Source organism: Bdellovibrio sp. BCCA, from assembly GCF_037996825.1.
Classification (GTDB): Bacteria; Bdellovibrionota; Bdellovibrionia; order Bdellovibrionales; family Bdellovibrionaceae; genus Bdellovibrio.
Genome location: NZ_JBBNAC010000001.1, coordinates 1,610,307 through 1,634,455 on the forward strand (window position 1 = coordinate 1,610,307; position 24,149 = coordinate 1,634,455).

General features: G+C 44.5%; 30 protein-coding genes and 1 tRNA gene. 19 read left to right on the top strand and 12 right to left on the bottom strand.

Annotation, left to right across the window (positions count from 1 at the left end; all coding sequences use genetic code 11):
* Positions 1-72: 72 nt before the first annotated feature.
* A complete protein-coding gene (locus tag AAAA78_RS07920) occupies positions 73-594 on the top strand; it encodes a hypothetical protein (protein ID WP_340591266.1) in 522 nt (173 codons plus the stop codon).
* Positions 595-711: 117 nt separating this feature from the next.
* Here AAAA78_RS07920 and AAAA78_RS07925 read toward each other — a convergent pair whose 3' ends face one another.
* A complete protein-coding gene (locus AAAA78_RS07925) occupies positions 712-1,134 on the bottom strand; it encodes a PPC domain-containing DNA-binding protein (RefSeq protein WP_340591267.1) in 423 nt (140 codons plus the stop codon).
* A gap of 108 nt (positions 1,135-1,242) precedes the next feature.
* Between AAAA78_RS07925 and cysK the strand changes: the two genes are divergently transcribed.
* The 4 genes from cysK (at position 1,243) to AAAA78_RS07945 (ending at position 3,751) form a co-directional block, all read left to right on the top strand.
* Positions 1,243-2,232 carry a cysteine synthase A gene (gene cysK / locus AAAA78_RS07930; RefSeq protein WP_340591269.1) on the top strand — a complete coding sequence of 330 codons (990 nt, stop codon included), beginning with the start codon at positions 1,243-1,245 and terminating at the stop codon, positions 2,230-2,232.
* A 5-nt stretch (positions 2,233-2,237) separates the two neighbouring features.
* Positions 2,238-3,002: an endonuclease/exonuclease/phosphatase family protein gene (locus AAAA78_RS07935; protein ID WP_340591270.1), complete on the top strand. Its 765-nt coding sequence runs from the start codon at positions 2,238-2,240 to the stop codon at positions 3,000-3,002.
* Between the two features lie 88 nt (positions 3,003-3,090).
* Positions 3,091-3,336 carry a type II toxin-antitoxin system Phd/YefM family antitoxin gene (locus AAAA78_RS07940; protein ID WP_340591272.1) on the top strand — a complete coding sequence of 82 codons (246 nt, stop codon included), beginning with the start codon at positions 3,091-3,093 and terminating at the stop codon, positions 3,334-3,336.
* Complete coding sequence (locus AAAA78_RS07945) at positions 3,326-3,751, top strand: type II toxin-antitoxin system VapC family toxin (RefSeq protein ID WP_340591274.1); 426 nt, start codon at positions 3,326-3,328, stop codon at positions 3,749-3,751. The genes AAAA78_RS07940 and AAAA78_RS07945 overlap by 11 nt, the downstream gene beginning before the upstream one ends.
* Here AAAA78_RS07945 and AAAA78_RS07950 read toward each other — a convergent pair.
* The 3 genes from AAAA78_RS07950 to AAAA78_RS07960 are packed head-to-tail and all read right to left on the bottom strand — an operon-like array spanning position 3,729 to position 5,384.
* Positions 3,729-4,244, bottom strand: coding sequence for a hypothetical protein (locus tag AAAA78_RS07950; protein ID WP_340591276.1), 516 nt, complete (start codon positions 4,242-4,244; stop codon positions 3,729-3,731). The two genes, AAAA78_RS07945 and AAAA78_RS07950, sit on opposite strands and share 23 nt — an antisense overlap.
* A 50-nt stretch (positions 4,245-4,294) precedes the next feature.
* The gene (locus AAAA78_RS07955) at positions 4,295-4,828 is read right to left on the bottom strand and encodes a hypothetical protein (RefSeq protein ID WP_340591277.1); all 534 of its coding nucleotides are present in this window, start codon (positions 4,826-4,828) and stop codon (positions 4,295-4,297) included.
* 1 nt (position 4,829) lies between these two features.
* On the bottom strand, positions 4,830-5,384 hold the full coding sequence (locus AAAA78_RS07960) for an RNA polymerase sigma factor (RefSeq protein ID WP_340591278.1): 555 nt from the start codon (positions 5,382-5,384) through the stop codon (positions 4,830-4,832).
* Positions 5,385-5,454: 70 nt separating this feature from the next.
* Between AAAA78_RS07960 and AAAA78_RS07965 the strand changes: the two genes are divergently transcribed.
* From AAAA78_RS07965 to AAAA78_RS07985, 5 genes are all read left to right on the top strand, one after another.
* Positions 5,455-6,084 (top strand): hypothetical protein, encoded by a 630-nt coding sequence (locus AAAA78_RS07965; RefSeq protein WP_340591280.1) that lies wholly within the window; start codon positions 5,455-5,457, stop codon positions 6,082-6,084.
* Between the two features lie 9 nt (positions 6,085-6,093).
* Positions 6,094-6,369, top strand: a complete 276-nt coding sequence (locus AAAA78_RS07970; protein ID WP_340591282.1) for a heavy-metal-associated domain-containing protein — start codon at positions 6,094-6,096, stop codon at positions 6,367-6,369.
* Entirely contained in the window at positions 6,347-6,724 is a 378-nt protein-coding gene (locus tag AAAA78_RS07975) for a hypothetical protein (RefSeq protein WP_340591283.1), read from the top strand. Before AAAA78_RS07970 ends, AAAA78_RS07975 begins: the two co-directional genes overlap by 23 nt.
* A 112-nt stretch (positions 6,725-6,836) precedes the next feature.
* A complete protein-coding gene (locus AAAA78_RS07980; RefSeq protein ID WP_340591285.1) occupies positions 6,837-8,897 on the top strand; it encodes a sodium-translocating pyrophosphatase in 2,061 nt (686 codons plus the stop codon).
* A gap of 172 nt (positions 8,898-9,069) precedes the next feature.
* Positions 9,070-9,603, top strand: a complete 534-nt coding sequence (locus AAAA78_RS07985) for a hypothetical protein (RefSeq protein ID WP_340591286.1) — start codon at positions 9,070-9,072, stop codon at positions 9,601-9,603.
* Here AAAA78_RS07985 and AAAA78_RS07990 read toward each other — a convergent pair whose 3' ends face one another.
* A complete protein-coding gene (locus tag AAAA78_RS07990; RefSeq protein ID WP_295905328.1) occupies positions 9,604-9,876 on the bottom strand; it encodes a TMEM165/GDT1 family protein in 273 nt (90 codons plus the stop codon).
* 93 nt (positions 9,877-9,969) lie between these two features.
* Here AAAA78_RS07990 and AAAA78_RS07995 point away from each other — a divergent pair, with 93 nt between their 5' ends.
* From AAAA78_RS07995 to AAAA78_RS08005, 3 genes are all read left to right on the top strand, one after another.
* Positions 9,970-10,533 (top strand): exopolysaccharide biosynthesis protein, encoded by a 564-nt coding sequence (locus tag AAAA78_RS07995; protein ID WP_340591288.1) that lies wholly within the window; start codon positions 9,970-9,972, stop codon positions 10,531-10,533.
* Between the two features lie 130 nt (positions 10,534-10,663).
* A complete protein-coding gene (locus AAAA78_RS08000; RefSeq protein WP_340591290.1) occupies positions 10,664-11,050 on the top strand; it encodes a cysteine rich repeat-containing protein in 387 nt (128 codons plus the stop codon).
* Positions 11,051-11,058: 8 nt separating this feature from the next.
* Complete coding sequence (locus tag AAAA78_RS08005) at positions 11,059-12,315, top strand: MFS transporter (protein WP_340591292.1); 1,257 nt, start codon at positions 11,059-11,061, stop codon at positions 12,313-12,315.
* On the opposite strand, the gene tsaA is transcribed toward AAAA78_RS08005, so the two are convergent.
* The 4 genes from tsaA to AAAA78_RS08025 are packed head-to-tail and all read right to left on the bottom strand — an operon-like array spanning position 12,287 to position 16,809.
* Positions 12,287-13,066 carry a tRNA (N6-threonylcarbamoyladenosine(37)-N6)-methyltransferase TrmO gene (tsaA, locus tag AAAA78_RS08010; protein WP_340591294.1) on the bottom strand — a complete coding sequence of 260 codons (780 nt, stop codon included), beginning with the start codon at positions 13,064-13,066 and terminating at the stop codon, positions 12,287-12,289. The genes AAAA78_RS08005 and tsaA overlap by 29 nt on opposite strands.
* Positions 13,048-13,821, bottom strand: coding sequence for an RNA methyltransferase (locus tag AAAA78_RS08015; RefSeq protein WP_340591295.1), 774 nt, complete (start codon positions 13,819-13,821; stop codon positions 13,048-13,050). The genes tsaA and AAAA78_RS08015 overlap by 19 nt, the downstream gene beginning before the upstream one ends.
* Positions 13,821-15,896 carry a methionine--tRNA ligase gene (gene metG, locus AAAA78_RS08020; protein WP_445291999.1) on the bottom strand — a complete coding sequence of 692 codons (2,076 nt, stop codon included), beginning with the start codon at positions 15,894-15,896 and terminating at the stop codon, positions 13,821-13,823. Before metG ends, AAAA78_RS08015 begins: the two co-directional genes overlap by 1 nt.
* 19 nt (positions 15,897-15,915) lie before the next feature.
* Positions 15,916-16,809, bottom strand: coding sequence for a carbonic anhydrase (locus AAAA78_RS08025; protein ID WP_340591299.1), 894 nt, complete (start codon positions 16,807-16,809; stop codon positions 15,916-15,918).
* Positions 16,810-16,935: 126 nt separating this feature from the next.
* Here AAAA78_RS08025 and AAAA78_RS08030 point away from each other — a divergent pair, with 126 nt between their 5' ends.
* On the top strand, positions 16,936-17,910 hold the full coding sequence (locus AAAA78_RS08030; protein WP_340591301.1) for an aminotransferase class IV: 975 nt from the start codon (positions 16,936-16,938) through the stop codon (positions 17,908-17,910).
* On the opposite strand, the gene AAAA78_RS08035 is transcribed toward AAAA78_RS08030, so the two are convergent.
* Entirely contained in the window at positions 17,907-18,950 is a 1,044-nt protein-coding gene (locus tag AAAA78_RS08035) for a rod shape-determining protein (RefSeq protein ID WP_340591303.1), read from the bottom strand. The two genes, AAAA78_RS08030 and AAAA78_RS08035, sit on opposite strands and share 4 nt — an antisense overlap.
* 1 nt (position 18,951) lies before the next feature.
* Positions 18,952-19,566, bottom strand: a complete 615-nt coding sequence (locus AAAA78_RS08040; protein WP_340591305.1) for a hypothetical protein — start codon at positions 19,564-19,566, stop codon at positions 18,952-18,954.
* 82 nt (positions 19,567-19,648) lie between these two features.
* Here AAAA78_RS08040 and AAAA78_RS08045 point away from each other — a divergent pair, with 82 nt between their 5' ends.
* The 5 genes from AAAA78_RS08045 (at position 19,649) to AAAA78_RS08065 (ending at position 23,055) form a co-directional block, all read left to right on the top strand.
* Positions 19,649-20,413 (top strand): glycosyltransferase family 2 protein, encoded by a 765-nt coding sequence (locus AAAA78_RS08045; protein WP_340591307.1) that lies wholly within the window; start codon positions 19,649-19,651, stop codon positions 20,411-20,413.
* The gene (locus AAAA78_RS08050; RefSeq protein ID WP_340591309.1) at positions 20,391-21,362 is read left to right on the top strand and encodes a hypothetical protein; all 972 of its coding nucleotides are present in this window, start codon (positions 20,391-20,393) and stop codon (positions 21,360-21,362) included. The genes AAAA78_RS08045 and AAAA78_RS08050 overlap by 23 nt, the downstream gene beginning before the upstream one ends.
* Before the next feature lie 83 nt (positions 21,363-21,445).
* Positions 21,446-21,521, top strand: a tRNA-His gene (locus AAAA78_RS08055).
* 335 nt (positions 21,522-21,856) lie between these two features.
* Entirely contained in the window at positions 21,857-22,153 is a 297-nt protein-coding gene (locus AAAA78_RS08060) for a helix-turn-helix domain-containing protein (RefSeq protein WP_340591311.1), read from the top strand.
* The gene (locus AAAA78_RS08065) at positions 22,150-23,055 is read left to right on the top strand and encodes a hypothetical protein (RefSeq protein ID WP_340591312.1); all 906 of its coding nucleotides are present in this window, start codon (positions 22,150-22,152) and stop codon (positions 23,053-23,055) included. Before AAAA78_RS08060 ends, AAAA78_RS08065 begins: the two co-directional genes overlap by 4 nt.
* A gap of 41 nt (positions 23,056-23,096) precedes the next feature.
* Here AAAA78_RS08065 and AAAA78_RS08070 read toward each other — a convergent pair whose 3' ends face one another.
* Entirely contained in the window at positions 23,097-24,083 is a 987-nt protein-coding gene (locus tag AAAA78_RS08070; RefSeq protein ID WP_340591313.1) for a hypothetical protein, read from the bottom strand.
* Positions 24,084-24,149: the final 66 nt, after the last annotated feature.

Consider the following 24,149-nt stretch of genomic DNA (forward strand, 5'->3'; position numbering starts at 1 on the left):
GAGTCACGTTCCGCTGACGGAAAGATATCAGCGCGCGAATATGTGTCATAAACCTTGCGAGTGATGGAAAGCATGGAACTTAAAAGAAAAAAATTAAGTACAGAAATCGAACATGACTACAAAATGCTTATTGCTGGCAGAGAACGAGTTTTGCCGACAGTTGTCTTCACTATAAGTCCTTTCGATAAAGGTAGAACGATTTCAGCAACTGAGTATAAACGTTTATATGCAATTGTGTGTAAAGAGATTTTATCAGATATAACAAAACCTCTTCTCTATGAAGAGTTAGAGCTCTTGAGAAGGTATTTTCAAGTTACTCAGAGTGAAATTGCCAATGCGTTAGAGGTTGATGAAAGCACCGTTAGTAAATGGCGAAAACAGCACGGAGTTTTAGAGAGTCGTAACTCACGTGTTCTAAAAGAGTTTTTTATTAGTAAATTACCATCCAAAAATGTTGTTATTATGATTGATGGTCAATTTTATGAATTGTCATCAAAGGCAGATTTAATGGCCAGTATTTCTGAGGTTATTGTGAAAGCAGTAGTTTTAGAAGAAGAGAAAGGCGAAGAATATAGATCTGCGAGGCATCGATAAAAAAGAAAACTCCCAAAGCAAAAAATAAATTCTCAAATTTAAAAGACAGAAAATCTTTTTACAAATGCGACCCAAAAGATTTGTTTAAAAACGATTGGCTCAAAGAGTGGAAGCCATTTATCTCTGCTTAATAATCAACTCCCTATACCCCGTATGCCCATCCTGCTCACGGGTGAACATCAAATCCTGATTCTCCAACAACATAATCTCAGCGGTCGTGTGAATCTCAGAGCCATCCATCAAGTGTCCACCAATCACGTCACCTTCAAAGTTCGCGACAGAGATATGCAAATGCACACCGCTCGTGCCCACCGTGCCGGTTAAAGAAACGATCTCAAATGGTCCTTGGAATTCGACGACGTCTTTGCCTCCCGACAGGCGAATGTGCGCTTTAGTAAGGCTTCCGACGGAACTCACGACGCAGGCCGCGTGGAGGTGGTGCAACTGGCAATAATAAAGAAGCTCTTTTTTGAGGTCTTGGCCCGGTCTCAAACGGAAACAGTGGCTTGTCACAGAGCTAGTATAAGGTTGAGTCGCCATAAGAAAACCCCTTTTTATTGACAGAAATCGAACACAGTTTGCTTTGCTCCTCTGACAGAGAGGAGTATCATAGATGAACGGCTACCTCTCACCAGAATGGGCACATTTATGAAAGTATATTCTGATATCACGAAGACGATTGGTCAAACCCCCTTGGTCGAAATGCAAAGAATCGGGAAGGGGTTGCCAGGAAAATTACTTCTTAAGCTTGAATTTTTTAATCCTTTAGCGTCCGTCAAAGATCGCATCGGTCTTGCGATGATTGAAGATGCGGAGCGCTCAGGCAAACTAAAACCCGGTATGCAAATCATCGAACCCACAAGCGGCAACACGGGGATTGCGTTGGCATTTGTGGCCGCAGCTAAAGGTTATCAAATCACTTTGACGATGCCAGAAACAATGTCACAAGAGCGCAGAACTTTGCTCTTAATGTTGGGAGCAAAAATCATCCTCACGCCGGGACCTTTGGGAATGAAGGGGGCGATCGCAAAGGCGATGGAACTCATGGATAAAACTCCGAACGCCTGGATGGCAGGACAGTTCGATAATGCCGCCAATCCCGCGATTCACAAAGAAACGACGGCGATGGAAATTTGGAACGACACCGACGGCAAAGTAGATATGGTCATCAGTGGAGTCGGTACTTCAGGGACCATCACCGGCGTCGGACAAATTCTAAAAGCGAAAAAACCCAGTGTAAAAATGATCGCGGTCGAGCCTACAGAAAGCCCTGTGCTCTCTGGAGGAAAACCGGGTCCTCACAAAATTCAAGGACTCGGTGCGGGATTTATTCCAAGCGTGATGGATCGCTCTGTCGTTGATGGCGTAGAGCAAGTTTCTTCGGAAGAGTCTATGAAAATGGCTCGGGAAGTGATTAAGACCGAAGGCATTCCTGTGGGGATTTCTTCGGGAGCCGCGATTGCCGCAGGTTTAAGACAAGCCTCGCGCGAAGAAAATCGCGGCAAGTGGATCGTTGTGATTATTCCAAGTACAACAGAACGTTATCTTTCTACGTTGCTTGCAGAACAAGAGCGCCAAGAAGCACAAGGTTTGCAAGTAGCGACAGTGGACGAAACTTATTTAAGCAAGGTGAAGTAAGAAAAATGGTTCCTTATATCGTACCAGCGAAAGAAAAAGTCTTACTCAAGATCGGCGACGGAGAGCTTGTCACGCCTCCCGTGGCTCCGTCAGAGTTTGATATCTTCGTATGGAATGTCTATAAGGGACAAAAAGCGCATATTTTTGAAAATGATTTTCGACGTCTTGGAGAAGGAAAGGATTTTATTCTTCTGCAAGAGGCGATTTTAGATCAGCGCATGCCCAAACTTTGGAAAGAGAATTTCTCCTCTTACGAGTGGCATCTTGCGCAGAGCTTTCACTATAAAAAAGATCTTTCAAGCACTGGCGTAGCCATCGGTTCAAGACTTCGCCCGCAAGCGGTGGATTTTATTCGCGCAAAAACGAGAGAATTCTTTTGGCTCACCCCAAAGCTCACACTTTTTAATGAATATGATTTCGCAGGTACGAAAGTTTTATTCGTGTGCACACACGTTTTAAATTTCGTAACATTGGGAGCCTTCACAAATTCCCTTTATGAAATCGCAGAAAAAATTTCTGAATTCAAAGGACCTATAGTTTTGGCCGGAGATTTCAACACTTGGAATTTCAAACGCTACATGATCATGAAAAGTATTTTCAGAGATTTAAATCTAGAACACCTAGATCTCGACGACGACGGCCGAGTGCTTAAGCTGGATCATGTCTTCGTCAGAGGTTTCGACGTGGTTAAGGCCCGAGTGCATCACACAGTTGTAAGCTCCGACCATTTTCCTTTAGAAATAAAACTTAAATTGCAAACAAGTCCGTAGGCTTAGCTGCTTTCTGTAGACTGGATTTTTCAGTGGCAAAATAAATATGACCATGATATTATGACCATAGTCTTTTAAGGAGATCGCTATGGCAAAAAAAATACCTGCCGGAGAGTTTAAGGCTCAATGTCTTATGCTTATGGATCGTGTAAAAAAATACGGACAAGCGGTCACGATTACGAAGCACGGAAAGCCCGTAGCTAAGTTGGTTCCTGCGCAAGACGAAGTTGATGAGACGATCCAAAGCCCCTTTGGAGTTATGGATGGAACAGCGGAAATAAAAGGCGACATAGTTAAGTCTACAGGCGAAAAGTGGAATGCCGATGAAAAGTAGTGTTCTTCTTCTTGATACTCATGCTTGGATTTGGATCGCTACAGGTTTTGAAAAAATGGCCAAGGGATCTTCTCGTAAAATCATCGATAAGGCTTTCCAGGATGGAACTTTGGCGATCTCGGCCATTTCTACATGGGAAATAGCTATGCTTGAAGCTAAAGGGAAGATTGCTTTGACTGAGCCTTGTCTTGATTGGATTCAGCACTCTGTTGAAAAATTAAAACTCGAAATAGTTCCAATTTCGCCTGAGGTCGCGGTTGAATCAACTCGCTTGCCGGGAGGCTTTCATGGGGACCCAGCGGATAGACTCATAGTTGCTACCGCGAGGAAGAATAGATTTACCTTGGTTACTCAGGACGAACTAATATTAAGTTATTCGCAACAAGGGTTGGTTAATTCTTTGAAGTGTTATTGAGTTCCCGCGCCCACTTCCAAAGCTCATCAGGCGACAAACCTGGAGTGCCTTCCAGCTGCCAATAATGCTTCGGCCAAACTTTTTTGTTAAACTTCATTGGATGCGTTGGAACTCCCAAAAGTTTTCCAATCAGCTCCGTGCAGTAAAAAGCATCATCACTCCATGAATACCAGAAATCAAAAGGACGGCCCATGTAGGGTTTTACTTGCGATACATGCACATCCACCGGGATCTCAACAATGTCAGCGACGACGCCACGATGTTGAAGCTCTTCCCAAGAAATAATCGCGACACCTTCACCCGGATAAGCGTTGAGCCACTTGTCACCAATCTCATCAAACTGAATGGCCGTGTGAGAAAATCTTCCGCCGGGTTCGTATTGAACAAGCTCGCCGTTGCGATCATAAAGCTCTAAAAAAGCGATGCGCGATTTTGCAAAAGCCGGGGAGCTTAAAGAGATAAAAAGAAGTGCAAAAGAAAGCCATGTTTTCATACCCCATGGCATACTTTTAAAGGTCTATGAAGGCAAGAAATAGCACAGGGTTATTTTTTAGAAGTCTTCTGCGCAAGCCAAAGGGTAGGAGATTTTACAAGAGTCACGAGTTCTCCTCCTAAAGCCGCTCCAAAGAGCCACAAAAGGCCCGCCTCAAAAGTTACTTCGTGGCTCACAAGAGCTAAGCCGCCCAAAGAGACCAAAGCCAAAGTTGAAATACTTAAAACGCGGGAGCGCAAAATCATCAACCATTCGTCACGTTTTAAAATCACACGCGCCATTAAGAATGAAATCGAAAGATAAAGAGCGCCACAGAAGACGTTACAGAATTGCGGACTGATCTTCATAAAGTAGTGCATGAGTCCGCCGCCATCGAAAAAGAGCTGCACGCCAAACTGCGAACAACTCATCAAAGTGACAAACGAACCTAATAGATGTGCAAAGCCCAACTTCGTTGCGACAGCCCAAGCGGAAGGAAGCTCTTTTTGTAATTGTTCATGAATCTTAGAAAGAACAAAAGAGGAACCAGCAGTCTCTGCCGGATCATTCACAAAAGACTCAAAATCTTTTTTAACGTCTTTCATATTATTCCTCCTTCTGCTTCAGCTTACGAGCCTGAAGTCGGTTGCGCAACAAACGCAAACTGCGACTCACGATTTGACGAATATTGCTTTCCGATTCTTTCAATATTTCTGCAATTTCGTTGTACTCAAGTTCATCCAAATAACGAAGCTTCATCACTTCTTGCTCGCGGGGTTTAAGCTCATTGAGCAAGGCTTGAGCTTCATCCTTCGTCTCTAATATAGGAGCGGCCCCGTCGGTTTGTGACAAGGAATCATCCCACTCGGCAAAGTCCTTAATTTCGCGGTTTCTATAATCTTTAAGCTCACTTCGCGTAATGACGTAAATCCAGGCTAAGGCCGAATGGCGAGGGTCATAGAGATGTTTTTTGCGATGAAGCTGCATAAATACAATCTGCAATAAATCTTCCGCGCGTTCTGTCGGAAGACCGCGGCGGTGGGCATAGCTTAGAATACGACCAGAGTGTCTCAAATAAAGATGGTCCAAGGCCTTATATTCGCCCTCGGACAATTTAATGAGTAACTCTTCGTCTGTTAGTTCTTGCAGATTTTTTTTCATCCGTTTGTCACAACCAAGTTGGCTTCATCCTAATGATAGTTGAAGGCGCGCACAACAAGGAAATGAGAACATGAATAAATTGATACTTGGAATTTTTGTACTATTAAGTGGCGCCGTCACAGCTCACGCACATCCGGTTTCTTTTCAAGGAGCTGTGTCCCTCATGTCTTATAATAAAGAAAAAGAGAACGAAGTTTTACTGACGTACTCTTTTGACCGTCAATGGGCGCTCGGTCTTAATTATTTTAAAATGGAAAATTTTGAATTTACGATTCCGCGAATAAACTTTCTCGCAAAGCGCTGGAACAACGACGATTCGCAGGGAAATATTTATTTAAGTGCAGGCTACGGAAGCGATAGATCTTATGATGAAACTAAGGGAGTCGCGCTGGGTTCCATCGAAGCTGACTGGGAGTCACGCAAGTACTACACCTCTGTTCAGTATAATAAATTTTTCCGTCAGGATTCTGACAAAGCAGATCGCACAGACTATGAACACATTAAAGGACGACTCGGCGTCGCTCCTTACTTAGCAGAATTCAGTGAACTCAATACGTGGCTGATTGTTCAGTTCGATAAAGAAAACGACAAGGCCATAGAAACGACACAATTCATTCGTCTGTTTTACAAGAACGCGATGATTGAACTGGGTGCCACCATCGGCGGCGGTTGGGCTTTTAATTATATGGTTCATTTTTAAGGAGTAACTATGAAAAAACTCATTCTCTCTCTAACGATCCTTTTCGCAACAGCAACCTCTTTCGCAGGAGAAGTTGAAACCGTTGGCGTTAAAGGTATGGTGTGCTCTTTCTGCGCTCAAGGCATCACGAAAAAGTTTAAAGAACAACCTGAAGTTGCCAACGTCGATGTCAGTCTTGAAAACAAATTCGTAAAGCTCACCTACAAAGACGGGCAGAAGATGACTCACGAAAAAATCCAAACTCTTTTGAAAGAAGCAGGATATGAAGCTAGCTTCAACAAATAAGTTTTTTACGTTTCTTACGCTGTTTAGTTCAACGGGCACACTGATCTGCTGCGCTTTGCCTGCGTTACTAGTAAGCCTTGGCATGGGAGCTGTCCTTGCGGGCCTTGCTGGAAATGTCCCGGGACTTATTTGGATTTCCGAAAATAAGCTCACAGTTTTCGTGTTCGCCGGAGTAATGTTGGCATTTAACGGATTTCTTCTTTGGAAAAACCGCAACGCTCCGTGTCCCATTGATCCGGAACTCCGAGATGCCTGTATTTCGGGCAGAAAGTTCTCTTCTCGCGTCTATATTCTATCAGTTCTTGTTTTCCTCATCGGATTTTTCTTCGCGTTCATCGCTCCTAAAATCTTTTAATGCGGCGCACTTCGATTGAAGTGCCTCGTACTCCAGATTGACTAATTGCAATGAAGACGGGTATCTCTAAGCCTTCGTAATTTAAACGAGAAATCAAACATGGAGTGCAACAATGTTTAGTGAATCTTTGCTAATTTCTCCGGCGATTGCTGGGGTGGTTGGTTTGATCGTTGCTTTGGCTTTGTACCTTCGCGTGAAGGCGCAACCATCTGGTAACGAGACAATGAATCGCATCGCGGGCTACGTTCGTGAAGGCGCAATGGCTTTCCTTGTGCGTGAGTACAAGGTTTTGACTGTCTACGCAATCGTCGTAGGCTTGGCTCTTTGGTACGCTCTAGGCGGAATCGCAGCGGGATCTTTCATCCTCGGCGCATTCTTGTCTTTGCTAGCGGGCTTCTTCGGTATGAAAGCCGCTACATATGCAAACGTTCGTACATCTCAAGCAGCAACGACTGGTTCTAAAGCAGCGGCTTTGCTTGTCGCTCTTGATGGTGGAGCTGTGATGGGTTTGTCCGTTGCAGGTCTTGGCTTGATCGGTCTTGGCGCGCTTTACATGTGCTTCAAAGGCACTGAGCACGTTGGAACTATTCTTCACTCCTTCGCAGTGGGTGCTTCTTCTATCGCTCTTTTCGCTCGTATCGGTGGTGGTATCTATACTAAAGCCGCTGACGTTGGTGCGGATATCGCGGGTAAAGTTGTAGAGAACATTCCTGAAGACGATCCACGCAATCCAGGCGTTATCGCAGATAACGTAGGTGATAACGTGGGTGACGTTGCAGGTATGGGCGCAGACATTTATGAATCCATGGTTGCAGCGATCGTTTCTGCAATGGCGATTGCTTTGACAATCCCAGCAGAGAAATTGACTTCACTAGTAACTGGTGGAGACGCAGAAGCAGCTCGCACAGCGGGTGTCACTTTGCCATTGTTGCTTTCAACTTTGGGTCTTGTGATCTCTATCATCGTGATCTTCGCAGCTCGTGTTTTCAAAAACGGAAAACCTGCGACAGTTCTTCGTAACGCTTTGATCGTTCCACCGATTCTTTTGACAATCGCGTCTTTCATCGTGATGCCAATGTTCGGTATCAGCCAATCTGTGACTGTTGCTTTGGCAGCGGGTGCATTTGGTGGAGCATTGATCGGTCTTATCACTGAGTACTACACAGCGGCTCGTCCAATCCGTCTTGTTGCTGAAGCAGCATTGACTGGTGCGGGTACTGGTGTGATCCGTGGTTTGGCAGTAGGTATGGAATCAACGGCAATCCCAATGATCATCGTTGTTGCTGCAGCTTATATTGCAGACCAAGCTTTGGGTCTTTACGGTATTGCTATTGCTGCCGTTGGTATGTTGGCAGGTACTGCAGTTGTTATGACTGTAGATGCTTACGGTCCAATCGCTGACAACGCGGGTGGTATCTCTGAAATGTCAGGTCTTGGTAAAAACGTTCGTGACATCACTGACGAACTAGATGCCGTTGGTAACACAACAGCAGCTATCGGTAAGGGTTTTGCGATCGGTTCTGCGATCTTGACTGTTCTTGCTCTCTTCTCTGCATTCAACATGGAAGTAAACCATGTTCGTACGCAAGCAGGTTTGGCAGCAATGTCTTTGGATCTAACTTCTTCTGGCGTTTTGATCGGTATCTTGATCGGTTCGATCCTTCCGTTCCTAGTTGGTTCAACAACTATGACTGCAGTTGGTAAAGCGGCTCAAAAAATCGTTGTTGAAATCGCTCGTCAATTCAAAGAAATCCCAGGTCTTCGTGAGGGTAAAGCGGAACCACAACCAGCTAAGATCGTAGACATCGCAACTCAAGCGGCTTTGTTTGAAATGATCTTGCCAGGTATGATCGCTATCCTTGCTCCAGTAGCAGTTGGCTTCATCTTGGGCCCTCAAGCTCTTGCAGGTCTTCTTGCTGGTGGTTTGGCTGTTGGTGCGACATTGTCTCTTTACATGGCGAATGCCGGTGGAGCATGGGACAACGCTAAGAAATTCATCGAAAAAGGTGGATTGCCAGGTCATCCAAAAGGTTCTGACGCTCACAAAGCAGCTGTCGTTGGTGACACTGTCGGTGACCCGTTCAAAGATACTTCAGGTCCTGGTATCGCGATCTTGATCAAAGTTATGTCTGTCGTATCTTTGTTGATCGCTCAGTTGATCGCGACTATTTAGTCCGTCAGCGAACCAAACATAATAAAACCCATAGCCTCGGCTATGGGTTTTTTATTTTTTACTCTCTTAACTTGGTATTCCTTCAACATCTGTAATAAACAAGACCAAGACGAGAGACCAAAGTGTTTAATTCTCTATGACAAGTCACACTCATGTATCTTTAAATGACTTCATGAGAAGAACACATCAGGCACTTTCAGGAATATTTTTTTCTCTTATTCTAACTTCATGCGGAGACCTTTCTTACAGTCTCTCTCCTTCTGAACAAATCTGGATTCCTGAAGAGATGTACTACCAAACAGACGGCACGTGCGAAAATGGGGATTTGGTTTTCAAAGTTCTTCAAGCATCGGGCATTATGCTTTGGACGGACCCGCAAAATGTTCTAGTAGGGCAGTCCGAACTTTATCTCAATAAAAACGGCACTTACGATGTTCGTTATCGCGAGTTTGCAAATACAGACGCTACGACAGTATTTGATACGGAGTTTTCAGGCAGCTACCAAGTTGATTCAGCAACGGGCGAAATTTCATTTGAAAATTTAGGATCAGGCCATGTGATTACAAGACAAGGTCGATACTATTTGGACTTCACATATTCCGTGAATATCAACTCAACAAACTTAAGCGGAAAGAGAATCCGCTTTCGCTTAAGGGATGCTCTTCGCGGTTTCAATACCGATAGATCTCAGTACTGCAATTATTAACTAACCCTTCGCTGTTAAAACCCAAATACCCACAAGAATGAACAACGTTCCAGAAACGTATTTCATGATTTGTGGATTCAGCAGAGTTCCCAAGAAGCGACCAAAGATAACACCTAACGCACCCGCTAGACCCAATGCCAAAACAACGGCAATCATCACTGTTAAAGTCGATTTAGACTGTGAAGAAGCAGCGAGAGCTGCAAACTGTGTCTTGTCTCCCATCTCTGCTAAAAAAATAGTGATAAAAGTGCTCGCAAAAATCTTCCAATCCATACGCGGTCCTTTAGAATAGTACTGTCAATTGAATGTCTATTGATAAAGTTTGCGACGAAGGAAGGCAAATTGAAAAGTCGATTTATTGCCGCCATGGATCTTTTGCAAGAAGAGGCCTCGCGAGGGGATCTCACTTTGCACCGGATTTTTCAGCTCCTCGGAGAAGAGGGGCACGCCATGCTTATGCTTTTCCTTTGTCTGCCATTCATGCAGCCGATTCCGATTCCAGGACTCTCCACCCCGCTAGGGCTTCTGGTGGCTATCGTGGCGTTTTTTCTGTATCTCAATCGCCCGCCATGGCTTCCCAAGAAATTTGAAAATCTCAAGATTTCATCTGAAGTTCTTTTAAAGATTTCTGAAGTGGCAGAGAAGATCTGGAAACATGCTTCCAAAATAATAAAACAGCGCATGATTTTCCTGCACGACCATTGGTTCTTTCGTATTTTGAATCTGATCGTGGTCGTGGTGAATGCATTCCTTTTAGCGTTGCCGTTACCTATACCTTTTTCCAATACTGTTCCTGTGATTGCTATAGTTTTAAGTGCTATTGGCTATATGGAAAAGGACGGAGTTTTTATCCTTTTTAGCTACCTCTGGTGTCTTATAGTTGCGTCCTTCTTTGCAACTTTAACCATGGGAGCGATTCACCTTACATAAACTTAGGTCCGGCGGCGGACGCCGGCAGAGCTGGAACGCCGAAGGGCGTGTAAGCTGAAGCAGGACCTCGAGGACTTTGTTTCTTAAAAAAATCTATGACTACAATAAAGTCTCCTAGGAGGAAAACAACATGGGAAGACTGATTGTAGTTTGTGCGTTGGTTTTAGGTTTTGGTTCCTTGTCGATGGCTCACGAAGAGGGGCCATGCGCGAAAGATCGTGAGACATTGTGTGCCGGTGTTGAGCATGGCGGTGGCGCCATTGCGAAATGCATGAAAGAAAACAAAGACAAAGTGTCTGGCGAATGTAAAGCCCACATGGACAAAATGAAAGGGCACATGAAGGAAATGAAAGAAGCTTGTCATGACGACGTAGAAAAATTCTGCGGTGAAGTGCAACCAGGAAAAGGTCGCATCATGAAATGCATGAAAGAACATAAAGAAGAACTTTCTGCTTCATGCAAAGAAGAAGTGGCAAGCGCAAAAGAAATGCGCAAGAAAGCTAGAAAAGGACACTGATCGTTTTCATGAGAGAAAAGAGTTTACGCTTAAGTCTATTTGACGCCTTTCTTTGCTCTCTCATGATTGGAGCCGGCGAGACCTACTTGCCGGCTTATTCTTTATCTATCGGCATGGGGGAGATCTTTGCAGGAGTTCTATCGACCCTTCCGATTGTGAGCGGCGCCTTCTTACAACTTCTCACTCCGCGCGGCTTACAAAGAGTGCAATCTCACAAGCATTGGGTTGTCGCTTCGACAACTCTTCAAGCATTGACCTTTATTCCGCTAATTTATTTTTCAGCTACGCGTGCTCCCAATTTTTGGACTTTGTTTTTTATTTTAACTTTGTACTGGGGATCGGGGTTTGCGGCAGGTCCTGCATGGAATTACTGGATGGGCCGCTTGGTGCAAGTCGAAGAGGGGAACCGTTACTTTTCCAAGCGCTCGCGAGTTTCGCAATTTGGTATTTTAATCGGTCTTATCGGTGGAGGTGTGGCCCTTCACAATAAAGTGGAAATCGGACCTTTCTCGTCTGTTTTCACGATGCTTTTTATTTTTGCTTTCGGCTGCCGGTTGATTTCTTCATTTATTTTATCGTCGCAGTATTTTGATCCCAAGTGGACTCGTGAACCGAAGCTTGGCTTCAGAGCTTCGTGGAAAGTGTTTTGGGCGAATACTTCAAAACGCCAATTTTTCTTTTTCTTAGCGCCATTTCAGGCGGCCGTGTTTGTTTCTTCTCCCTTTGTGACGCCTTATATGCTGGCGCAAGTGAAGATGGACTATGGCACTTACATGACAGCAATTGGAATTCTTTTCGTCGGAAAAATCTTAGCGCTAAGTCTGATTGATCGCTTCCGCGGGAATGCTTCGGGATTTAGTTTATTAGTGCTGGGTGCTGGCGCCATTGTTCCACTTCCGGCCATGTGGGCTGTTAGCAGCAATTCGGTTTTTATTTTTGCTTTGCAGTTCGTAAGTGGTTTTGCCTGGGCGTTTGTGGAAGTCGGTCTTTCTTTGATCTTCTTTAAAGATTTAAAACAAGAAGAAAAAGTTCCTGTTTTAACGGTTTACAATCTTCTGAATTCTTTGGCGATCATTCTAGGAACTTATATCGGCGGTAAATTCTTGTGGTTCTTCGGAGAAAAAATCACAAGTTACTACATGGTCTTTATCTTAGGATCAGTTGCGAGATTTGCAGGGTTCTTGCCTTTGTATCTTTACGTAAAAACACAGCTCGTGGGAACTCTTTCGGAGACTTCTACGCAAGAGACGGAAAAAGCGTCTTAAACTTTCGATGAATGTCTTTATCTGAATAAGGATCGTCTTGATTCTGCAGATCCTCTTCACTGTATCCAGAAAAAATCTTTTCTACAGCAACGTGCGTGTCATTTAAAGAAAACACGGCTCGCCAAGTGCGATAGGCAATGACGAAACCATCACCCTCAGCCTTAACGCGTTTCTTCTTTGAATTTTTCGGTTCATATTCTAACTGATGCTGCAAAAAACTTTTAAGTTGAGAAACGCCCAAAGATTCCAAGAAATCCAATTGCTCAAGAGCTTTTTCAGAAAAACTCACAGAGTGCTTGGTTGAGTCTTGCAACCAAAGAGGTTCCACACCTGGAAACGAATCCGCATAAGCCACATAAGGCTTAATATCTAAAATCGGACTGCCATCTAGAAGATCGGCTCCGGCCACATGGATTTTTAATTTTTCAATACGCAGAACCTTCACACAACTCATACCAATAGAGTTGGGACGGTAGGGGGAGCGAGTCGCAAATACACCGATCTTGGTGTCACGTCCGCGCGGAGGCAGCACCATAGGATTCCAATGCGGATTATGATGGAAACTAAATATCACCCAAATGCGTTCGCAACCATCAAGCCCCGTAAGAGCCTGTTCAAAGTTGTGACCCGCTTCAAGTTCAATAAGGCCTTCAGAATGAAACTCGTCAGGCTGTCTTCCAGCTTCATAGGGTTGCACTTGATTGCTATGAAAAAAACCAATAGGTGCGAAAGTTATTTCTTTTGGCGCCATTGTCGCATCCATTCAAATCCAGCAATCGCGGCGGTCACACCCACATTCAAAGAGTTCTTGCGCCCCCGCAAAGGCACAATACGAACTTCATCAATCACTTTTAAAATTTCAGGATCAAGGCCAAAGCGCTCATTGCCTAAAACAAAAGCCGTGGCTTCCGTTTCAAAAGGCTCATAAAGATCCACAGCACTTGCCGCAGTCTCAAGCGCAACAATGCGGTATCCTTCATCCTTAAGCTCTTCAAGACATTCTAAAAGCTTCGGAGCTTCTTCCCAGGAAAGATACTCCTGTGTTCCCATGGCGGTCTTTTCAACTTTCCACTGAGTGGGATTAGGAGTGTAACCGCAAAGATAAATTTTCTCAGCACCCAGGCATTCTGCTGTTCTAAAAATAGAGCCAACGTTAAATGCGGAGCGGATATTATCTAAAACAAAAACCAACGGAAGACGCTCTTCCGCCGTTTCGTTTTTATCATTTTCAATAATCAGAAAATCATCATCTTGCAGATTTTTATGAAGAAGACGTTCAAAAGGAATCGCAAAGCTTACAAAATGTTTCAGCGTCATCTCGGGAGTCAGATGTTTTTCCAACTCCGCAAGACGAGACACATCAGGATTTTCAAAATTTTTAAGATCTTTGATTTTATCTTTTAGACTTTGTAGGGCAGGAGACGAAAAATCACTCGACTTTTCAAGCTCTAAAAAGAGCCTATGAATTTCTTCAAGCGATTTTTTCTCCTGCGGTGAAAGACTCATTACTTCACTCGTTGGCCGACTTGAGCCCCTTCGTCTGCAGAAAGAACAAACAAATCACTGCCGCCAGAGCCCGCTGCCAAGATCATACCTTCAGACATTCCGAATTTCATTTTGCGCGGTTTTAAATTCACGCAAACCAAAACTTTACGTCCTAAAAGCTGTTCAGGCGTATAAGCCGCCTTGATACCAGAAATGATCTGACGAATTTCGCCTTGGCCAATATCGACTTTCAAACGAAGAAGTTTATCTGCTTCTTTGATTTCTTCAGCTTCGACAACTTGACCAATACGCAAATCGACTTTTTCAAAATCAGGGAATTCAATTTCAGCAGGCTTATCGGAAGTAGCTGCTGTCTTTGGAGCTGCTCCAGCCTGCGCGCTCTTCGGCGCTCCGGCACTGCCCGCAAGTGCGGCCTTAGCTGCTTGAATCTCTTCGTTGATCTTACGACTTTCTTCAACCATCGCTTTGACTTTGTCAGCCTCTACGCGAGTGGCAAGATGTTCGTAGTCGTTGATAGGACGATTCTTAAGAACCGTTTGAATATCAGACCACTGATAATCTTTTTCACCCAAAAGTTTTGACACTTTCTCTGTATAGAAAGGCAGAACTGGCTTCAAATAAATCGCAAGCAGTCTAAACATATTCAAAGTCGTTGTGATAACTTGCTTAGTGCCTGCAGGATCAGACTCCAATGTTTTCCATGGAGCCTTTTCATCAAAGTATTTATTTGCATCATCAGCCAAAGAGCGAATCTCATTGATCGCTTTCGCAAAATCACGAGCTTCATAGTGAGCAGTAATGCTTTCCGCCGTTTTCTGACCGTGAGCAATCAGTTTTGCACCTTCTGCATCAGGCTCACTCATCATGCCGTCCATTTTCTTCTTAAGCATTTGGCCGCCACGAGAACCCAAGTTTGTGATCTTACCCACAAGCTCGGAATTTACGCGATTCACGAAATCCTCAAGATTCAAATCGATATCATCCACAGAGCTATTCAGTTTCGTTGAATAGTAGTAGCGCAGATATTCAGGATTGAGGTGATTTAAATAAGTACGAGCCGCGATGAATGTCCCTTTAGACTTAGACATCTTCTCGCCATTCACCATCAAGTGACCGTGAACGAACACTTGATTCGGAGATCTGAAGTCCGCCGCTTTTAAGAAAGCAGGCCAAAAGATCGTATGGAAGCGCGCAATATCTTTACCGATAAAGTGATAAACTTCACGGCTAGGGTCTTGCCATACGTCTTTCAAGGACTTGCCATTCTTTTTTGCCCACTGTTCAGTCGTGGACATATATCCCATCGGAGCATCCACCCAAACATAGAAGAATTTTTTATTGTTTGTGCCTGGAATCGCAAAGCCAAAGTAAGGCTCATCACGAGAGATATCCAAATCATGAAGATCTTCGTTAAACCACTCCAGCATCTTCTTGGAAATTTCAGAAGAACAATGCTGAGGAATCCACTCTTCAAGATATTTTTTAAAGTCATTCAGTTTAAAGAAAATACTCTCACTGTCTTTAAGAACCGGAGTTGTTCCGCACAAAGAACAGTGAACGTCTTTCATATCACTGGGTGAATAAGTCGAACCGCACACGTCACAAGAGTCGCCATACTGTTCTTTCGCTCCACACTTAGGGCACGTGCCTTTCACAAAACGATCAGGAAGGAACATTTTGTCGTGGTTACAGTAAAGCTGCTGAATTTTTTGTGTGCGTGTATGGCCGCCTTCTACCATTTTTTGATAGAAGAATTCACAAAGAGCTTTGTTCTCTTGCGAGTTCGTAGAGCCGTACAAAGAAAACTCAACTTGGAAATCCGCAAAATCCTTTGTGTGCTCCTCATAGCTTTTTGCGATCAAAGCTTCTGGAGTAATACCCATCTCACGAGCTTTCACCATGATCGGTGTTCCATGCGTGTCATCAGCACAGATGTATGTGCACTCATGGCCTCTCATGCGTTGAAAGCGTGCCCAAAAGTCAGCTTGAAGATATTCCACCAAGTGACCCAAATGGATGTATCCATTGGCGTAGGGGAGAGCACAAGTCATGAGGATTTTACGGTTTTGATTCATCTTTGCGGGACCTTTCAGTTTAGCGCCATTCCACCAGACCAGAGTCAAAGTGGTACATAGCCTTCACTATCTTTACATCACCCGAACCTACAGCGTCACGCAGGATTGCAGAGCGTTCTAGGAGATCTTTCGCCACGCCATCTACGTTACTCCAAGTTTCCTCTAAAAGCCCTTGGGACGGAGTCGAGTTCGCATATTTTTGCACGCGAGGTTTAATATCATTCACAAGACCTTCAAGCGCAGGACTTCCCAAGGAAGATCCCTTTAAGGACGCCAGGGCGGCATTTACAGCGCCACAAGACTCATGGCCCATCACAACAACCAAGTTAGAACCCAAGTGAGCCACTGCGTATTCGATGCTGCCAATCACATTGTCATCCAAAGATTCACCAGCAGTTCTAATAACAAAAACTTCGCCCAATTTTTGGTCAAAAACGATTTCCGGTGGAACGCGAGAGTCACTGCAAGACAAAATCACAGAGTGAGGTTTTTGTCCTGCTGCCAAAGGAAGACGATCTTTGGAAGAAGCCCCATCATTACGGAAGAACCCTTTCACATAACGAGTGTTGCCGTTTTTTAACCAGCCTTGAGCTTTTTCTGCAGGAACAGGGCCAGCTTCACGAACTGATTTTTCAGCACCGTGGGATGTTTGAATATGTTGAGCGGCAGCGGCCACAGCTTCTTTCATTTCAGTTGCTTGGCTTTGTGCCTCGGCCTCAGTATCCTCAGGGGTGATGCGAGTGATTTCTTTAGGACCGTTTGTCGTTGCCTGACCAGGAGCTTCTTTCGATTTTCCTTGCTGATCCTTTAAAAGAACTTTCGTGTCATCTTGAGTTGGCGTGCGGTGTCTTTGCATGGACGAGCAGCCAGCCAGTGAAACGATAACAAAACACATTGTGAAAAGTTTTAACATTTGATCCTCCCTGATGCTGTTCTTTATTCTCAGGACCTCCATCGAGGGACGTCAAATTAAAAACAAAAAAACTTTTACCCCTATTGGGGTGCAACTAAGATAGAAAAATCAATTGAGGAGTTACCAATGCCTGTTTCAATTTTATCCCCCTCTGAAATCCAAGCCAAACTTCAAGAGCGCTCGTATCCGGCGCAAAAGTCTTATTTAGCGATGTACAGCACTTGGTGGGGAGGAATTGTAACGGACCCGGGGTTCATGATGGTTCCCATTGATGATCATCTTGTGCACCGCGGGGACGGCGTCTTTGAAGCAATTAAGGTCGTTGATGGCAGTGCTTTTCTTTTGCAAGAACACCTTGAGCGCTTGCAAAGTTCGGCGTCGCAATTGGGAATCGCGCTTCCGATGTCCCTTAGTGAAATCAAAGACGTGATCGCAAAGACAACCATTGCCACAGGGGCCAGAAACGCCATCTTGCGTCTGTATATTTCCCGTGGTCCCGGTGGTTTCACGACGAATCCCTATGATTCCATCGCGTCGCAACTTTATTTGGTTGTGACATCTTATGCGCCGATCTCAGAAGAAAAATACCAAAACGGTGTCAAAGTCGGAAAAAGCAAGGTTGCACCGAAAGAGCCGTGGTTTGCAACGATCAAAAGCTGCAATTACCTTCCGAACGTGATGATGAAAAAAGAAAGTGTGGATCGCAAAATTGACTTCACCATCGGCATTGATCCTCAAGGATTCCTCACTGAGGGCAGCACTGAAAATATCGTGCTGGTAGATAAAAATAAAAATCTTCTTCGCCCGAAACTGCGTCAAATTCTTAAAGGCACAACGATGATGCGCAGTTTTGAACTAGCCGGTGCTCTTTTAGATGAAGGCCTTCTTTCTTCTATTCAAGAAAAAGACATTTCAGAAAAAGATCTTCTAGAAGCCCGTGAAGTGATGATGATCGGGACGACGCTGGATGTATTGCCTGTGACTGAGTACGAAGGCACAAAAATCGGTGAGGGGAAGCAAGGTGAAGTTTCGGCAAAACTTTTAAAACTTCTTCGCGAAGATATTAAAAAGGGGCCGAAATCGACCCCTCTCTACGTTTAAATTTCCAACTGAATTTTATCCAAAAGCTCCGGATCGCTCAACACAGCTTCGCCACCCTTGGCGATGGCTGTGAGAGGGCTTTCCGCGATTCTCACAGGCAAGCGCACTTCATTTTGAATTCGCAAATCAAAATCGCGAATCAAAGCGCCACCTCCGGCAAGAACAACTCCTCTTTCGATAATGTCAGAAACAAGTTCTGGTGGAGTGTGCTCCAAAGCTCTGTGAATCGCATTGATAACCTCTTGAATACAACCATTCATAGCAAGTCCCACATCTTCAGAACTGGCTTCAATAGTTTTATTCATTCCTGTGTCGGCATCACGTCCTGAGATCGTTGCGGTACGAATATCTTTTTTGGGAACTGCAGTTCCAATGGAAACTTTTAAATACTCCGCCGTCGTTTCAGAAATAATGAGCTTTTTATAGCGACGGAAGTAATCAATAATCGCATCGTCAATTTTGTGTCCACCGACTCGAGCTGCTTCACAATATACGATGTCAGCTAAGGCGATCACAGCGACTTCTGTTGTGCCACCACCGATGTCGATAATCATGTTACCTTCTGCTGAACGAATATTTAGACCCGAGCCAATAGCTGCTGCCATCGGTTCATCAATTAAGAAAACTTCTTTTGCGCCCGCAGCTTTACAAGATTGAATAACGGCTTTTTTCTCAACTTCAGTCACGCCATAAGGCAAAGAGACCACAACGCGTGGGCGAGAAAACGCAGACTTCACTCCCGGCTGACTTAAGAAATGCTGAAGCATCACTTCCGATGTTTCAAAATCTGCAATCACGCCATCACGAATAGGCTTTTGTGCAAAAATACTCCCGGGATTGTTTGCCAATTTTTCTTTGGCGTCGTTTCCGACAGCAATCACTCTTTTTTTGCCAGGACTTGTCTGTTGGTAGGCGATCAAAGACGGTTCGTTGAGAACAATCCCTTTTCCGCGAGCCGCAATCAAAGTGTTCGCAGTGCCAAGATCCACATAAAGATCCGCTGCTGTTCCGGCGTCGTCCTTAAAGAACCATGATAGCATATTATTTCCCAAATCCTTTTTGGCTTTCAAAAGGGAATGTAGCAAAGATTGAGATGTAAGAGTAAGACTTATTCAAATCAAGTCCCACTTCTCCGCCCAATGTGACTTGATTCCAGTCGGCATAGTGAAACTCACTGCCAACAGTCAAATTCGACGCCACGGTATTTTCCTCTTTTGTGTTGAGGAATGTAAACGGCACTGCCAAATAAGGAACGGCCAAGCCGTACTCTGTATCAAATTTTTTGCTTACAAGCGGCGCCACTTGCAATTGCAGTAGGTTTTCATCTTCATCGCGCGCAAGTCCCGCACCAACACGAAGACCCATCGCGGGCTGGTTCTCAACATCTGGAAACGGCATCCACTTAGCACTTACAAAAGCGTTGAAGTCCACAGCTCCGGCACCCATCGTGATGCGGGCACTTGTTGCATCATTGATGTGTGTATCAAAGAAAACGTCAAAGTTTGCGCCGCCACCTTTGTTCATCAAAAGTTGCGGTTCAACTCCCACTTGATACATGCCTGCAGGAACAATTTCGCCAGATTCAGCGATGCTCAAATAAGCATGGGCAGAGGAGCTTAAAAAAAGACCTAAAACGAAGTATTTAGCAAATTTCATGAATAAAAACCTTTCGACTCAAAAATGGTATCGAGTCGCGAATCATTTGACAAGACCTTGATCCAAAGAGAATCTTGAAAGTGTGACGAAACTGCCAATATCCGTTGTGATCATCACCCTTAATGAAGAAGCTCATATCGAGCGTTGCATCCGTTCGGCCGCCTTCGCTGACGATGTTGTTGTTGTTGATAGCTTTTCGACGGATCGCACCGTTGAAATCGCTGAAAGCTGCGGCGCTCGGGTTTTTAAGGAAAAATGGAGAGGTTTCGGTCCGCAAAAAGCCTTCGCGACCGAACAAGCAAAACATCCTTGGGTTTTGGCTTTGGATGCCGACGAGGCTTTAAGTCCCGAGCTTTGCGCAGAAATAGTTGAGAGCTTTTCCGATTTAGATCCCGAAGCGGGCTATCTTTTTCCGCGAAAGTCCTATCACTTAGGTCGTTGGATTGAGCACGGTGGATGGTATCCTGACTATCAACTCAGACTTTATAATAAAACTAAATCGCAGTGGAATTCCGCAGCTTTACATGAAAAAGTGGAAGTAAAGAAAACACTTAAAATGAAGCGCGATCTCCTACATTGGGTGTTTGATAATCTGAGCGATCAGGTAGTGACAAACGACCGTTACTCCACCTTGGGAGCTAAGCAGTTGGCCGAAGAGGGAAAGACGTTTTCCTATTTCAAGATGATCTTTAAGCCGTTTGGAAAATTCGTTGAAACGTATTTTGTAAAATGCGGATTTTTAGATGGCCTTCCCGGTTTTATTATTTCTATGGGAGCGGCGTATTCGTTGTTCCTTAAATTTGCCAAGCTTTGGGAGATCGAACGTGCGAAAAAGTCCTCTGGTTAAAGCATTTCTTTTATTTGTTCCGTTCATTCTCTCAGTGAAAGTTTCAGCTGAAGCTCCCAAGTATCCTGCTTTGCGTGAATGGCAAGGGCAGGTGTGGTTGACGGGGAAAGATGGCAAAAGACTTCAAGTAAAGTCTAAACAAGTCTTGCGCGAAAAAGCTCTTCTAGAAACATCAGCTTCGGGCTCTGTAAAAATACAATTGGATGAAAAGCGCAGTTTTACTTTGTTGGGGTCGGGTGAAGTTTCAATGCCCGTGATTTCTTGGGAAAGTGGAGAAGCTCCGGTTGTCATTTTAAAATCTGGCGATATTTATTGGGAGCAAAATCCGAAAGAAAAAGGTCCTTTCAACGTGGCCTTACGCTCGGATCTTTTTGAGTTTCTCGCTCCTCCCGGAAAATACATTCTTTCCATCAATCCCGGAAAAGCTTTTTCAAGCGTGAAAATGCTCGATGGCTCTATGGAATTTTCTGCTCTTAACGGCGAAGAATCCGTGGTCGTAAAGTCCGGTCAGCAAGTCGCTTTTCAAGGAGTTCTTGAGGGTGGTGAGATTGCTTACGACGTTCTTTTAAAAGGTAAGAAAATCCCCAAAGGACATCTGACGGCGGTCACTGCGGTTGATGCCAAGGACATGAGTCGTGCTGCGGATGCAGAAAAAAGACGTCTGAAAGATTTGGCTCGTCAGCAGGAAAAAAGCAAAGCTGCTTTGGCTCAGCTAAAGCGCGACGGTGTGATTTGCACAAATCCTCCGGGTAAATTTAACGAGTGCTCATGGGTCTGCACGAATAATCCTAAAAAAGAGAAAAAGGCGTGTTTGGTATCGGCGGGGGCGACTTGTGAGCGTCAACGCTGTAACGCGAATGGCGATTGGGCGGAAAAGACGCTGTTGGATGCTGAAAAAGCCAGCAGTATTTGTAAGGCGCAACCCGTCGTAGCTCCCTGTGATTACTAAGAATTTTCAATTTTACGATAAATTGGGTTAAATTCCCTCTTGCACTTTTATCCCCAAAGCCCTATAACTGGTCTTCCTTTGTGGTGGGTATAGCTCAGTTGGTAGAGCATCGGATTGTGATTCCGAGTGTCGCGGGTTCAAGCCCCGTTACTCACCCCAATTTTCTTCTCTTTTTATCCCTGAATAATCTAAGTAACCGAAATCATTAACGAGTCTCGTTGCGCGTTTAATTTCGTTTAAAAATTCGTGCAACACAAAACAACACAATGAAACACAGCGCTTGGTGCAACTAAGGTACAAATTTAGGTGTAACCAGGTGTAACTAATTTAACCCGGAAGGCTGGGGCTTATTCATCCAACTTTTTTTGAATCGTCCCTAAACGCGGACGCGACAGGGCTTTAAGCCTCTGTTTTCGTCATGCTTTGGGGACTTCGATCCCTGTTTAGGGATTGTTGTCAAAGAACCTCTCTTTTTCTTGAAGAATGGGGTTTGGATGAAATTGAACAAAACTCTCACATCACTTTGTAAATCAAAGGGGCTGACTCTTGCTGAGTTATCTCGTCGCACGGCTATTCCCAAACAGACTCTGCATAATTGGACGATCGGACGTCGTTCGATCAATCCTGATCAACTGAAGAAAGTGTCGCAGGTGCTCGAAGTCTCCGTTCATTATTTGTTGTACGGGGAGAATGATCCGTTTGAGGCGCCGTCTGAAGTAATCTTGCGTGAGATCTTTTCTGGTGATGTGCGTGTGACTTTGCATCGTATTGAACGAAAGGGCCGAAGATGAAGCATTGGATTTTTCCATTGGTTTTGGGATTTGCATTAACGTCTCATGCGGAAATCACGAATGATCAACGCGTTGAAAAGCTTCAGAAGGGCGTTGAGCAAGGCAATGTCGAATGGGTGCGTGAAGCCTTTGCTGGATTGAAAGATCCGTTTAAAAAGGCTCGTGGACTTTTTGGTGGCGAGTCGGGTGTGTTTGCTGAATATAGCAGTGAATACTTTTTGGATAAGGCGTTCATCGCGCATCCCTGTAAGGATGAGATCGCGCTGATACTTCTTCAGAGCGGCGCCGTCATGCAAACTTACGAGTTGTTCAAGAAGGCGTCTGAAAGTGGTTGTCCTAAATCCGTTCAATATCTCATCGATACGAAAGACTCTGCGTTGACGGCTCAAAGTGCAATGGACTTTTTCAAGTTTTATGGGAAGAAGGTTGGGCAAGTCATTCGCGATAAAGAGCAGGGCTTAGTTGGCGCCGAAGATGCATTGGATACGTGGGACCCGATTCAGATGTCGTTTGAAAAGTTTGTGATGGAAAAGTGTCCTGATCGTACGAAGACTTCCAAAGAGTGTTTGGCTCGTGCCGCGTTCGATGAGACGGCTTCTAACGTGTCTACTCGGGCCGAGGCTGCGAAGAAAAACATCGCTAAGCAAGAAGCTGAAGATAAGTATTTGGGCTCGCCCGAGGGCATTGCTGCGCAAATCTGTGAGATTGATGAAAGTATCGCTGAGGCTAAGGCTAAGATCGACCGGCAGCGGAAGATCGGTAAGGTTTCGGGAACGGTTGATATGAGTGTTTTAAACCTTGCCGGTGCTAGGATTGTTGATCTTGAAGAGCAGCGAAAGGAATTGATAGCTGAACTTAGGAAGATAACCGGAAAAGCATTTAAAGAAGCTTCATGTAAATGAATTCATGGGGCGATTTAGATAGTCTAAATCGCCCGCGGTAGCTATTTTTTTAACTTTTTTCTTACAACTTCACGAAGGCTGTCCTTCCATCCCTCTTTGTGGACAATTCTTTCAAAGTCTTCAGTGGCACTCTTCATCAGATCGATACGACTCATTTTTGAAAGAGTCTCCCAGGATTCGCCCATCACATAGGCCGCGTTTCCATAGTCGAGATTTTCGAATACAACCACATCATCTGAAAACTTAGCTCCAAAATAGTGGCGAAACCCATTGCGACCTCTTAGGTAGGCGGTTGGTTGAAGCTTGCTTAGTGTTTCATACCGGTCAGCAATTTTCTTTTGAAGGAGATCCGGATGTTTTGAGCGGGCTCCTGACATAAGTTTCTGCAAAACTTCTTCTTTGTTTCCTGGGGGCAAAATTTCCCAATCTACATAGAGTGTATTTGCAAATTCCTCATTGGATGTAGTTGATGCCCAGAGATCCGCATGGCCGACGTTTTCTTGCAACAAGTTGAGGCAAAAAAGAAGATCTCTTTTAAAAACGGGACTGTTTTTCAAGAGAAGGAATTCAACTACACATTTAACAACTACGAAAGGTTCGGTGTCGGTGCCGTTTCGTAAAATTTCGAAAGAAATTTCAGCTTCTTTAGGGGCAATTTGATCTCTTTGATAGACCTCTCTCATTTGACCAACCCAATGTGAACCTTTGCTCCAGTCCCCCCATGACGGAGCATAAAACCCAAACTCCTTCAGTTCTTTAGGAAGATCTTTTCGGATGATCTCTTTACCGTGAAGGTTGACCTTCGAAGCTCTTCCATTTTCTTCGGGAGGGATCACACTTTGAGGAATATTGAAGTCGCCGCCACGATAGTCGATTCCTACGTGTGCGAACTTTCCAGTTGTTGCTTCCGTAGCAGTGATTTTAAGGGTACACGCAACGATAAGTCCGTTTTCTTGGATTTCCTCAATGCGGTTTGTGATTTTGCCGGGAACCTTGCGCCATCCGGACTTCCATTTCTTTCTAGCCATACGTACTCCATATTTTGCGGGCGAAATTGCCCTTCAACATATAAATGCCCCGCTTTGAGACAGTTC